10 protein-coding genes are annotated in these 11,413 nt (G+C 62.3%); 5 read left to right on the top strand and 5 right to left on the bottom strand.

Translation table 11 applies throughout. The annotated features are described in order from the left end of the window. The first annotated feature begins 45 nt into the window (after nt 1–45). The 3 genes from J4D25_RS21775 to J4D25_RS21765 all read left to right on the top strand — a co-directional run bounded on the left by J4D25_RS21775 (nt 46) and on the right by J4D25_RS21765 (nt 4,067). The gene (locus J4D25_RS21775; protein WP_057713173.1) at nt 46–1,695 is read left to right on the top strand and encodes an acyl-CoA dehydrogenase family protein; all 1,650 of its coding nucleotides are present in this window, start codon (nt 46–48) and stop codon (nt 1,693–1,695) included. A gap of 164 nt (nt 1,696–1,859) precedes the next feature. Continuing rightward, a complete protein-coding gene (amn, locus tag J4D25_RS21770; protein ID WP_173677927.1) occupies nt 1,860–3,359 on the top strand; it encodes an AMP nucleosidase in 1,500 nt (499 codons plus the stop codon). Nucleotides 3,360–3,431: 72 nt separating this feature from the next. Further along, nucleotides 3,432–4,067: a pseudouridine synthase gene (locus J4D25_RS21765; RefSeq protein WP_057713174.1), complete on the top strand. Its 636-nt coding sequence runs from the start codon at nt 3,432–3,434 to the stop codon at nt 4,065–4,067. Here the strand turns inward: J4D25_RS21765 and J4D25_RS21760 are convergent. Together J4D25_RS21760 and J4D25_RS21755 are read right to left on the bottom strand one after the other, a co-directional pair. Then, nucleotides 4,062–4,271, bottom strand: a complete 210-nt coding sequence (locus J4D25_RS21760) for a DUF2788 domain-containing protein (RefSeq protein WP_015096955.1) — start codon at nt 4,269–4,271, stop codon at nt 4,062–4,064. The genes J4D25_RS21765 and J4D25_RS21760 overlap by 6 nt on opposite strands. A 213-nt stretch (nt 4,272–4,484) precedes the next feature. Then, nucleotides 4,485–4,964 carry an Lrp/AsnC family transcriptional regulator gene (locus J4D25_RS21755; protein ID WP_007937367.1) on the bottom strand — a complete coding sequence of 160 codons (480 nt, stop codon included), beginning with the start codon at nt 4,962–4,964 and terminating at the stop codon, nt 4,485–4,487. 437 nt (nt 4,965–5,401) lie between these two features. Between J4D25_RS21755 and J4D25_RS21750 the strand changes: the two genes are divergently transcribed. Continuing rightward, complete coding sequence (locus tag J4D25_RS21750; protein ID WP_057713175.1) at nt 5,402–6,445, top strand: DUF6515 family protein; 1,044 nt, start codon at nt 5,402–5,404, stop codon at nt 6,443–6,445. Here J4D25_RS21750 and J4D25_RS21745 read toward each other — a convergent pair. After that, complete coding sequence (locus J4D25_RS21745; protein WP_057713176.1) at nt 6,439–7,335, bottom strand: cation diffusion facilitator family transporter; 897 nt, start codon at nt 7,333–7,335, stop codon at nt 6,439–6,441. The genes J4D25_RS21750 and J4D25_RS21745 overlap by 7 nt on opposite strands. Before the next feature lie 41 nt (nt 7,336–7,376). Continuing rightward, nucleotides 7,377–7,796 (bottom strand): hypothetical protein, encoded by a 420-nt coding sequence (locus J4D25_RS21740; RefSeq protein ID WP_057713177.1) that lies wholly within the window; start codon nt 7,794–7,796, stop codon nt 7,377–7,379. Between the two features lie 109 nt (nt 7,797–7,905). On the opposite strand from J4D25_RS21740, the gene hrpB reads away from it, so the two are divergent. Beyond that, the gene (gene hrpB, locus J4D25_RS21735; RefSeq protein WP_057713178.1) at nt 7,906–10,422 is read left to right on the top strand and encodes an ATP-dependent helicase HrpB; all 2,517 of its coding nucleotides are present in this window, start codon (nt 7,906–7,908) and stop codon (nt 10,420–10,422) included. A gap of 24 nt (nt 10,423–10,446) precedes the next feature. On the opposite strand, the gene J4D25_RS21730 is transcribed toward hrpB, so the two are convergent. Beyond that, nucleotides 10,447–11,367, bottom strand: a complete 921-nt coding sequence (locus J4D25_RS21730; protein ID WP_057713179.1) for a LysR family transcriptional regulator — start codon at nt 11,365–11,367, stop codon at nt 10,447–10,449. Nucleotides 11,368–11,413 lie beyond the last annotated feature (46 nt).

The following is an 11,413-nucleotide window of genomic DNA, read 5'->3' as shown; positions in this document are numbered from 1 at the left end:
GCGGTGCTTAACTGAAGTCCCTTGGCCGACCAAAGGAGCCCTGTCATGAACCTGCATCAGTTCGCCGAAACCCACGAAGTCACCAACCAGCCACCGTCACTGGACGGCGCCAACCTGTACCGCATCGACTTGCCGTTGCAGGAATGGTCGCGGCGCTTCGGGGCCGGTTGGGCCGAATCGCGGATCGACGCCTATGGCGCGCTGGCCGGTGGCCCGTTGATGGAAGCCGGGTTCCTGGCCAATCAGAACAAGCCGGTGTTCAACAGCCATGACCGGTTTGGTCATCGCATTGATCTGGTGGAGTTTCATCCGGCCTATCATCAATTAATGCGCACGGCGGTCGAACACGGCCTGACCTCGCTGCCCTGGGCGCACCCGCAGGACGGCGCCCATGTCGCCCGCGCGTCCATGACCTATTTGCACAGCCAGGCCGAGGCCGGCAGTGGATGTCCGCTGACCATGACCTTCGCCAGCGTTCCGGCCATGCGCCTGCAACCGGATCTGGCGCAAAAGTGGCTGCCGAAAATCCTCGCCACCGAATACGACCCGCGCAATGTCGGCATGGTCCACAAGGCCGGAGTCACCATCGGCATGGCCATGACCGAGAAGCAGGGCGGTACCGACGTGCGGGCCAATACCACCAAGGCCTATCCGGTCGGCGCCAGCGGTCCGGGCCAGGCCTATGAACTTGTGGGGCACAAGTGGTTTTGCTCGGCGCCGATGTGCGACGCCTTCCTGACACTGGCGCAGACCGACAAGGGCCTGACCTGTTTCCTGTTGCCGCGCCATCGTCCGGACGACACGCGCAATCAGTTCTATATCCAGCGCCTGAAGAACAAGCTCGGCAACTGCTCCAACGCTTCCAGCGAAGTGGAGTTCCGTGGAGCATTGGCGTGGATGGTCGGTGAAGAGGGCCGTGGCGTTCCGACAATCATCGAAATGGTCGCCATGACCCGCTTCGATTGCATGGTCGGTTCCAGTTCGCTGATGCGTCAGGCGCTGACCCAGGCCAGCCATCACTGCGCTCACCGATCGGTTGGCGGCAAACTGCTCAGCGAACAGCCGTTGATGCAGAACGTGCTGGCGGATCTGGCGCTGGAAAGCGAAGCGGCCCTGGCGTTGAGCCTGCGCATGGGCCGGGCGCTGGATCATCTGGATGATTCGCAGGAAGCCAAATTCGCCCGCCTGGTGACGGCGGTGGGCAAGTACTGGATCTGCAAACGGGCGCCGGCGATGATCAACGAAGCGGCCGAATGCATGGGCGGCGCGGGTTATGTCGAAGACAGCATCCTGCCGCGGCTTTACCGCGAGGCGCCGGTGAATTCGACCTGGGAAGGCTCCGGCAACGTGCAGTGCCTCGACGTGCTGCGTGCCCTGTCGAAAGAACCAGGCGTGCTCGATGCGCTGTTCAGCGAGTTGGGCGATGGCCATGGCGACAAGCGCCTGGCGGCGCACATCAGCCAGTTGCAGGCGGCCTTCAAGGACACCAGCGACATCCAGTACCGCGCCCGGCAACTGACTGAAGACATTGCTCTGGGGCTGCAGGCGAAGCTGTTGCTGGAAGCCGGGAATGCGGTGGTCAGTGATGCCTTCATCGCCAGTCGCCTGAATGGCGGCGGCCGAGTGTATGGCGCGTTACCACGAGGCCTGGACGTGGAAGCGATTGTCGCCCGTTCGACTCCTCAAGGCTTCTGATCAGCGCCGTAAACTCCTGTGGGAGCGAGCTTGCTCGCGATGACGGATCAACATTCAACAGTGATGTTGACTGATGCGCCGCTATCGCGAGCAAGCTCGCTCCCACAGTTGTTCTCTGTACTCAGTCAATGCCACTGTTCCCGTGAAGCGACGATGCAGGCAAGATGAAGGTCTGCAAGTCAGAACACAGGATGCTGATCGTGACCGAAGCTTTTATTGTCGTTCAAACCGCCGAGCAAGCCGTGGATCGGCTTGCACTCTTGCACAATCGTGCAACCACCGCGTTGAGCCAGGCGCTCAAGCGCTACCTCAAGGATCGCGTCGAGCCCGATGCCGAACAGCGCTCGATGTTCCGCTATCCCGAATTGCGCCTGACCTATCACTGCCAGGGCGAAGTCCCGCAGACCACCCGTGCCTACGCCAAGGTCCAGCTGCCGGGCACCTACAGCGTCACCGTCACCCATCCCTCGGCTTTCCGTAAATACCTGCTGGAACAGCTCGTTCCGCTGATGCACGACTTCACCGTGACCGTGGAAGTCGGAGTCAGCCAGCAGAACATCCCGTATCCGTATGTGGTCGAGCAGGGCGATGAGCTGGCGGGCTCCGGCGTCACCGCCGCCGTACTGGCGCGGGTGTTCCCGAGTACCGACCTGTCGGCGGCGACCGACGGCATTGCCGACGGTCTGTACGATTGGGAAAACACCGACCCGCTGCCCCTGGCGCTGTTCGATGCCGCACGGGTGGATTTCTCCCTGCGCCGACTGGTGCATTACACCGGCAGCGACTGGCGGCATGTGCAGCCGTGGATTCTGCTGACCAACTATCACCGCTACGTCGATCAGTTCATCGTCCATGGTCTGGAGCAACTGCGCAACGACCCGCGTTTCGTGCGCATGGTGCTGCCGGGCAACGTGATCATCGAAAAGAGCATGGATCACGGCGAAGCCTCGGCGATTGCCGCCGGGGTGGTCTGGCACCGCTACCAGATGCCGGCGTATCACCTGATCGCCAGCGATGGCCACGGCGTGACCCTGGTCAACATCGGTGTCGGCCCGTCCAACGCCAAGAACATCACCGACCACCTGGCCGTGCTGCGCCCGCACTGCTGGCTGATGATCGGTCACTGCGGCGGCCTGCGTCAGTCGCAGACCATTGGCGACTACGTGCTGGCCCACGCCTACATGCGTCGCGACGGAATTCTCGACCGGGTGGTGCCGCCGAACATTCCGATTCCGGCGTTGGCCGAAGTGCAGCTCGCGCTTCAGCAAGCGGCGGCCAACGTCACCGGCGAGAAGGGCGACGAACTGAAGAAACGCCTGCGTACCGGCACCGTGCTGACCTACGACGACCGTAACTGGGAGCTGCGCTGGGCGCAGGAGCGGCCGCTGATCAACCTGTCCCGCGCCGTGGCGGTGGACATGGAAAGCGGCACCATTGCCGCGCAGGGTTATCGCTTGCGGGTGCCGTACGGCACGTTGCTGTGCGTCTCGGACAAGCCGCTGCACAGCGAAATCAAGTTGCCGGGCTCGGCCAACGCTTTCTATGAGCGCGCGGTCAGCCAGCACCTGAAGATCGGTATCGAGGCGGTGGATCTGTTGCGCACCGAACTCAACTCGCTGCACTCGCGCAAACTGCGCAGCTTCGACGAGCCGCCGTTCCGCTAACGGTTTGTCATGGTCATTTGGCGGTCAGGGCACTAGCATTAGCAGCCCTGACCGTTAGATGTTGTTTTGCCCATGTCGCGTCCATCTCGTCCACCTTCCCGTCGCCCCGGCGCGAAGCCATCCCCATCAGCCCCGCGCCGTGTCGCCAAGGCGCCACCAGCCGAGCCGAAGCTGATCCTGTTCAACAAACCTTTCGATGTGCTGACGCAATTCAGCGACGGCGAAGGGCGCGCGACCCTCAAGGATTACATCGATGTAGCGGGAATCTATCCGGCCGGACGGCTGGACCGCGACAGCGAAGGCTTGTTGCTGCTGACCAACGACGGCCAGCTTCAGGCGCGGATCGCCGATCCGAAACACAAGCTGGCCAAGACCTATTGGGTGCAGGTCGAGGGCGAGCCGAACACCGAACAGTTGCAGCGCTTGCGCGACGGCGTCGAATTGAATGACGGCATGACCTTGCCCGCCGAGGCACGGCAACTGGACGAGCCTGAGCTGTGGCCGCGCAATCCGCCGGTTCGCTTTCGTAAAAGCGTGCCGACCAGCTGGCTTGAGTTGGTGATTCGCGAAGGGCGCAACCGGCAGGTGCGGCGCATGACCGCTGCGGTCGGGTTGCCGACCTTGCGCCTGGTGCGAGTCAGGATCGGCGACTGGACGATCGAAGGGCTCGATCAGGGACAGTGGAAAGAAGTACCGGCGCGCTTATAAAGTGCCGGATTCGATCAGGCCGATCACCACGCTCTTGATGATGAACGCCGCCACGCCCAAGCCCAGCACGAAAAACAGAATGAACGAGCCAAAGCGCCCGGCCTTGGACTTTTTCGCCAGATCCCAGACGATGAAACCCATGAAAATGATCAGGATCGTGACCAGACCGGTCATCATCCATTCTTCGAAAACGGCAGGATCCATCGAACATCTCCAGCACAGGCGAGGCTAAAAGGGCGCGGCGAGTATACGCCGCACTGGCTTCGTGCAGTATTGACCTGCGTCGGTGTGTCGCAGTCATTCGTCGCCTGTGCCGGCCCCATCGCGAGCAAGCTCGCTCCCACAAAGTTTTGTGTTGACCGCAGTGTCGTGATCCATACAAAACCTGTGGGAGCGAGCTTGCTCGCGATGGCGTCCTCAGCTGCGCAGATGAGTCAAAGGCAGTTCGGTGCTGTTCAACACCTGATTCAACACAAAACTCGATCGCACGCTGGTCACGCCTTCAATCCGCGTCAGATGCCCCAGCAGCAGTTTCTGGTAGTGATCCATGTCCGGCACCACGACCTTGAGCTGATAGTCGGCATCCATCCCGGTCACCAGGCTGCATTCGAGCACTTGGGGCAGGGTGCGGATGGCCGCTTCGAAATTCTCGAAACGCTCCGGCGTGTGACGGTCCATGCCGATCAGCACGTAAGCGGTCAGGCTCAGGCCCAGCATCTTGCGGTCGAGCAGGGCGACCTGGCGGGAAATGTAGCCGTCGTCTTCCAGTTGCTTGACCCGCCGCGAGCACGGCGAAGGCGAAAGGCCGATGCGCTCGGCCAGCTCCTGGTTGGAGATGCGTGCGTCGCGCTGCAATTCCGCCAGAATACTCAGGTCGTAACGGTCGAGCTTGCTCATCAATCGGTCCTTTGTCGTAACTATTGCGGAGGATTATGTATCTAGGGTTAAAAATTGCGCAAGTGATGTTTAATTCAGCAATCTTCGCAATCCTCTGCCGGCGCTCCCGGCCTATTCTTATCACCAGAATCACTGCTCGGACAAACAGTCCAGTGCGGCTCGCCGAATCAGGCCCGCCGCGGTCGCCACCCCCACCGGGGATGTGCCGGCCCCCGAGCTACACACTGTCCAGAAGACGGCGTGAGGTGAGCCGACGCCACAAGTGTCGAGCCAGGACGAAGTTCTCTAAGGGGAGGCCGACGGGTCTCCCCTTTTTCTTGCGTGGAATTTGACCCGCTGGCCTCAATAAATAAGTTGTGTGACAGATAACCTGTCACAGAACCGGCCAGCGCTTTCCCAGTCTTAAGTACAGGCCCTTACCCGCAATGAGGTAAAGCATGAAATCGCGCATCTGGCGTTTGGCCGGTGTTGGTTTGTTGTGTGTCAGTGTCTCGGTGCAAACGATGGCCGATGAGCCGCAAAACCGTGGCCATGATGGCGGGCAACGCGGCCAGGGTGGGCATCAGGGCGATAACCAGGGCCGTGGTGGCGGTGACCAGCCGCATCCGCAAAACGGCCAGCAGCAGAATCAGCCCCGGGCGCAGAACAAGGACAACCGCCAGAAAGAGCACGGCGGCCAGAATCAACGTCAGGACAATGACCAGAGGCAGAGCCGTCCAGCGCCGGATTTCAACAACCAGGTGCGCTCGCCGCCGCCACCGCCGCAGATGCCGGCCACTGACATGCCAATCCAGCCCCGGCCCGACACCGTGCGCCAGACCCAGGAGCCGCAGCGCGGTTACTACAAGGACCAGCCACGTCGCAACGATGACAAACAGCGCTGGAGTGGTTACACAGTCGCACCGTCCTATGACAATCACGGGCAGGGGCGCCCGAGTGGACGCGGCAACGGCTGGGGGCCTGGCCCCAGGTATCGTCCCGGTCAAGTGATCGACCGCTTTCCCGAGCGCGACTACCGCGTGCCTTACCGTGGCATGGATTACTTCTATTCCGGTGGCTACTGGTATCGCCCGCTGGGCCCGCGTTACGTGGTGGTGCAGCCACCGCGCGGGATTCGTGTCAGGTACCTGCCCGATTACGCCGAGCAGGTATGGATCGGCGGGGCGCTGCTGTTCCTGGCGGCCGGTTCCTATTATGCCTATCAGCAAAGCACTCAGGACTACGTCGTGGTCGAACCGCCGGTTGGCCAGCCGCAACCACCCGCTGGCAACAGCGGTTATGACGTGGAGGCGTATCCAGCCAACGGGCAGTCGCCGGAGCAGGTCAGTCGGGACGGTTACGAGTGTTATCAATACGCGGTGCAGCAGAGTGGTTTCGATCCACGAACCGCCACCTACCAGCCAGACCCGTCGGTGGTGCAAGCCTACCGACAGGCCCAGGGTAACTGCCTGAGCAGTCGCGGTTATCAGGTGACTTACTGATCCCGCGCGGCTTTCACCACTTCCTGCGGGTCGGCGTGCACCAGCACTTCGGCCCGCGGGTAGGCGGTGTGAATGGCGGCGGCAGCCTGATCGCTGATGCCATGGGCAACGGATAGCGTCAGCTCCCCCGGCAGCTCCAGATGCAACTGCACAAACCACTGGTTGCCGGAGATCCGCGTGCGCAGGTCATGGGCACCCAATACGCCGGGGACGCTGCACGCCAATTCCAGCATGTGCTGGCTGACCTCCGGCGGCAGTTCTTCATCCATCAACACCGCGAAGCTCTCCCGGGCGATCTGCACCGCGCTCCACAGAATGTAGACGGCGATTCCCAGGCCGAACCAGGGGTCGACCTGATGCAGTCCAAACCCGGCCAACACCAGCGCGATCAGAATGCTGCCGTTGAGCAGCATGTCCGAGCGGTAGTGCAGGGAGTCGGCGCGCACCGCGTTGGAGCCGGTGGCCTTGACCACCCGATGTTGAAACATCAACAAAGCCAGGGTCAGCACGAGGGAAAACACAATCACGCCGATACTGATCCACGGTGCGCCCACGGGCTCGGGATGCTTCAACCGATCGTAGGCCTGCAACGCGATCAGTACCGCACTGCCGCCGATGAACAATGCCTGGGCCATGCCCGCCAATGACTCGGCCTTGCCGTGCCCGTAGCGATGATCATTGTCGGCGGGGCGCAGGGCGTAATGCACCGCCAGCAGGTTGAGCAATGACGTGACGCCGTCGAGTGTCGAGTCGGTGAGCCCGGCGAGCATGCTCACCGAGCCGCTCAACCACCAGGCAATGGCTTTGGCGACGATCAGGATGCATGCCACCGCCACCGAGGCACGGGTCGCCAGCCGCAGCAGGCGGGCGTGTTCGGAGCTGGAGGTCATAGGGGCCATCGTTCCTTGAAGAGTCCTTTCGTGCGTAGGGACTACGCGGCGGGTTGCAGGCCGAACATCGCCAGTTGCTGGGCGTTGCCTTTGCTCTGGATCAGGCGTGGATCGTCCAGCGGGAAGCTGCGACCCAGTTCGCTTTCCAGAATAGTCTGCAACTTGCGGTTATCGACTTTGCCGTCGGCGCCGATGGCTTCCTTGAGTTTTTCCGGTGCAACTTGTGCGGTCTCTCCCGGCGCGTAGTAAATCGCGCCGGTGGCGAAGTCCACGGCAAACGCAATCAGGCCGGGAATGATGTAGAACAGCAGGCCCACGGCGTCGAGCGCGGCGATGGCCGGGTCGATCTTGCCTTCGATCTGGCCACGGCGATCCGGGTAGAAGATCGAACCGCAGGCGGTCACTTGAGTCAGCAAGGTTGCGACCAGAACACCGCCAATCAGGCGAAAGGGAGCACGCATATGAAATCTCCTGGGTAATCTCGAAACGAAACGTCGTCGGTATGAATTAAGACCCTGACGAACGCCTTGCAGTTCGCCGTTATACTCGCCGCTCTGTTTGGGAGCCAGCATGATTTCTTTGCCGATCGATGAAGTTTTACCCGCCCTGCGTGAAGCCCTCGCTACACGCCACGAAGCCGTGCTCGAAGCGCCGCCCGGCGCCGGTAAAACCACCCGCGTGCCTTTGGCCTTGCTAAACGAACCGTGGCTGGCCGGCCAGACCATCCTGATGCTCGAACCCCGCCGGTTGGCCGCGCGCGCAGCGGCTGAACGGCTGGCCAGTGAGCTGGGGGAGAAGGTCGGCGAAACCGTGGGTTATCGCATTCGGCTCGACAGCAAGGTCGGTCCCAACACCCGAATTGAAGTGGTCACCGAAGGTATCCTCACCCGGCGTTTGCAGGACGACCCGGCGCTTGAGGGCGTGGGCCTGCTGATCTTCGACGAATTTCACGAACGCAGCCTCGACGCGGATCTGGCTCTGGCCCTGAGCCTCAATGGCCGGGAACTGTTCCGTGACGATCAGCCGCTGAAAATCCTCTTGATGTCCGCCACGCTCGAAGGCGAACGCTTGGCCGGGTTGCTCGACGACGCACCGATCCTGCGCAGCGAAGGGCGCATGTTCCCGGTGGCGATGCGCTGGGGCCGACCGTTCCAGTCCGGTGAATTCATCGAGCCGCGCTTGGTACAAACCATTCTTGAAGCCTTGAACGACGAAACCGGCAGTGTGTTGGTGTTCCTGCCGGGGCAGGCGGAAATCCGGCGCGTGCATCAGCAACTGGCCGATGCCTTGGGCGAAAACACTCAGGTTCTACTGTGCCCATTGCACGGTGAACTGGACCTCGCCGCGCAACGGGCAGCCATCGATCCGGCACCGGCGGGCAAGCGCAAAGTGGTGCTGGCCACCAACATCGCCGAAACCAGCCTGACCATCAATGGCGTGCGCGTGGTGATCGATGCGGGGCTGGCTAGGGTGCCGCGTTTCGACCCCGGCAGCGGCATGACCCGTCTCGACACCCAGCGCATTTCCAAGGCCAGCGCCACCCAGCGCGCGGGCCGGGCCGGGCGCCTGGAGCCGGGCGTGTGTTATCGCTTGTGGTCCCAGGATCAGCACGAGCAACTGGCGGCCTATGGCAGTGCGGAAATTCTTTCGGCGGACCTCGCCGGGCTGGCCTTGCAACTGGGACGTTGGGGCGTAAAACCCGAACAGTTGGTGTGGCTCGACGTGCCGCCTGCCGCCGCCTATGCACAGGCTCAAGATTTGCTGGAACGCCTCGGAGCGTTGGATGGCGAAACGCTGACTCGTCACGGTCAGGCCATGGCCGAACTGCCGGCGCATCCGCGCATTGCGCATTTGCTGTTGCGCGGCCAGGCGCTGGGTCTGGCGGACATGGCCTGCGACGTCGCGGCACTGCTCGGCGAGCGCGATATCTTGCGCGGCGCCGGGGCGGACTTGCACAGCCGACTGGTATTGCTGTCTGGCGAAGAACGCGCCGCACGGGGTGCCCAGGGTGGGGTGCAGCGCGCACGGCAACTGGCGCGGCAGTATCGTGGTTACCTACGGGGCAAAGCAGCGGAGCCGGTCAGCGATCCAGATCACCCGCGCTGGCTCGGCGCATTGCTGGCGCTGGCCTATCCCGACCGGGTCGCTCAGCAACGGCGCGCCGGTGGTGCGGAGTATCGCTTGGCCAACGGACGTGCCGCACTGTTCGCCGAGGCCGATAGCCTGATGAAGCAGCCGTGGCTGGTGATCGCCGATCTGGGCAGTCGCCAGGGCCAGCGTGAGGAGCGGATTTATCTGGCGACGGACTTCGATCCGGCACTCTTCGATTCAGTGCTGGCCGAGCAGGTTCGCTGCGTCGATCAACTGGATTGGGATGAACGTGAAGGCGTACTGCGGGCCGAGCGTCAGCGCAAGGTTGGTGAGCTGATCCTCAGTCGTGAACCGCTGACCGGTCTCGATGAAACCGCCCGCAGCCAGGCGCTGGTCAACCTGGTGCGGCGCAAAGGCCTGGAGCTGTTGCCGTGGACCCCGGAGTTGCGTCAGTGGCAGGCGCGGGTCGCCTTGTTGCGGCAACTGGACTTGGCCAGCAAGGGCGAAAGCGAATGGCCGGATGTCAGCGACGCAGCGTTGCTCAAAAGTCTTGAACACTGGTTGATGCCGTATCTGGGCAAAGTCTCGCGACTCAGCCACTTCGCCAACCTGGATCTGTCGAGCATCGTCCACAACCTGCTGCCGTGGCCGCTGCCACAACGCTTGGACGAGCTGGCGCCCCATCATTTGAGCGTGCCGTCAGGCTCGTCGATTCGTCTGGACTACAGCGAACAGCCGCCGATTCTCGCGGTGCGCTTGCAGGAACTGTTCGGACTGGCCGAGACCCCGCGCATTGCCGGGGGGCGGCAGGTGGTCAAACTGCATCTGTTGTCCCCGGCGCGGCGGCCGGTGCAGGTGACTCAGGACCTGGCCAACTTCTGGCGCAGCACCTACGCCGAAGTGAAGAAGGATTTGAAGGGGCGTTATCCGAAGCATTATTGGCCGGATGATCCGCTGGTGGCCGAAGCAACTGCGCGGATCAAACCCCGTAAATAACGGTTAACACAGGACTCACAGAAATTACTGCGATCTTTCGGATTTGGCGGTGAGCTGTTCGCGGCAATAGTCCGCAAACAACTGTGCCGGCTTGGTCAGTTGCCCACGCTTGAGCCACGCCGCCACCAGTCCCGAACCGGTGACGTCTTCGGCAATGTCCACGCACACCACTTTCTGCCCGTCGTAGGTGCACTCCGAATGCGGTTTGGTCACCAGGATCGAGAACCCGAACCCTTGGCCAACCATGCCCCGCACCATCTCGATCGAAGGCGAGCTGAAGGCGATGCGTGGCGTCAGGCCCAGCTCATCGAACAGGCTGACGAAGTAGGTCCGACTCGGCTGCACGTCCAGAAGAATCATTGGCTCCAGGCACAGGTCCCGCAGCGACACCTGTGCCTGCTGGGCAAAACGGTGATCGGCTGGCAGCAGCGCGTAAGGTCGTTGCGCCGGCATCAGCGGTTCGGTCTCGATGGTGCCGTCCAGATCGTGCTCGTAAAGGATCGCCAGGTCGAAAGCGCCGGAGGTCAGGCCCTGCACCAGCTCTTGTTGCTCGCCGTCGCGGATGCGGATTTCCACCCCCGGGTACAACGCCGAAAATCCGGCGATCAATTGCGGCAGGTACAGCGGCGCGACGGTTTCGAAGCAGCCGATATCGATCTGCCCGGAGACCACATCGTTGTCGGCCAGGGCGTTCTGTTCGAACTCCTTGGCCATGCGCAGCAGTTCCTGGGCCTTGCGGTAGAAGCGTGCACCACTGGGGGTCAATGACACGCCCTGTGCATGGTGACGAATCAGCAGCTGCACGCCGAAGCTGTCTTCCAGCCCTTTGATGGCCGTGGAGATCGAGGGCTGGGCGATGTACAGCTTGCGCGAGGCCTCGGCCACGCTGCCGCACTCGACGGTGGTGATGAAGTATTTCAGTTGACGCAGATTGTAGGCAGCCACAGCGAACCTCGGGGGGAGAACGGATCAGGCATCCTGGCAATTTGCG

This window comes from Pseudomonas sp. GW456-L13, assembly GCF_017350115.1.
GTDB classification, from domain to species: domain Bacteria; phylum Pseudomonadota; class Gammaproteobacteria; order Pseudomonadales; family Pseudomonadaceae; genus Aquipseudomonas; species Aquipseudomonas jessenii.
The sequence above is the reverse complement of the archived record's forward strand: the minus strand, read 5'-3'. Positions and strand labels throughout refer to the sequence as shown.

Excerpts from the sequence above, each read along its gene's own strand:
- J4D25_RS21775 (WP_057713173.1), top strand. The coding sequence starts at position 46 with ATGAACCTGCATCAGTTCGCCGAAACCCACGAAGTCACCAACCAGCCA.
- amn (WP_173677927.1), top strand. The coding sequence starts at position 1,860 with ATGAAGGTCTGCAAGTCAGAACACAGGATGCTGATCGTGACCGAAGCT.
- J4D25_RS21765 (WP_057713174.1), top strand. The coding sequence starts at position 3,432 with ATGTCGCGTCCATCTCGTCCACCTTCCCGTCGCCCCGGCGCGAAGCCA.
- J4D25_RS21760 (WP_015096955.1), bottom strand. The coding sequence starts at position 4,271 with ATGGATCCTGCCGTTTTCGAAGAATGGATGATGACCGGTCTGGTCACG.
- J4D25_RS21755 (WP_007937367.1), bottom strand. The coding sequence starts at position 4,964 with ATGAGCAAGCTCGACCGTTACGACCTGAGTATTCTGGCGGAATTGCAG.
- J4D25_RS21750 (WP_057713175.1), top strand. The coding sequence starts at position 5,402 with ATGAAATCGCGCATCTGGCGTTTGGCCGGTGTTGGTTTGTTGTGTGTC.
- J4D25_RS21745 (WP_057713176.1), bottom strand. The coding sequence starts at position 7,335 with ATGACCTCCAGCTCCGAACACGCCCGCCTGCTGCGGCTGGCGACCCGT.
- J4D25_RS21740 (WP_057713177.1), bottom strand. The coding sequence starts at position 7,796 with ATGCGTGCTCCCTTTCGCCTGATTGGCGGTGTTCTGGTCGCAACCTTG.
- hrpB (WP_057713178.1), top strand. The coding sequence starts at position 7,906 with ATGATTTCTTTGCCGATCGATGAAGTTTTACCCGCCCTGCGTGAAGCC.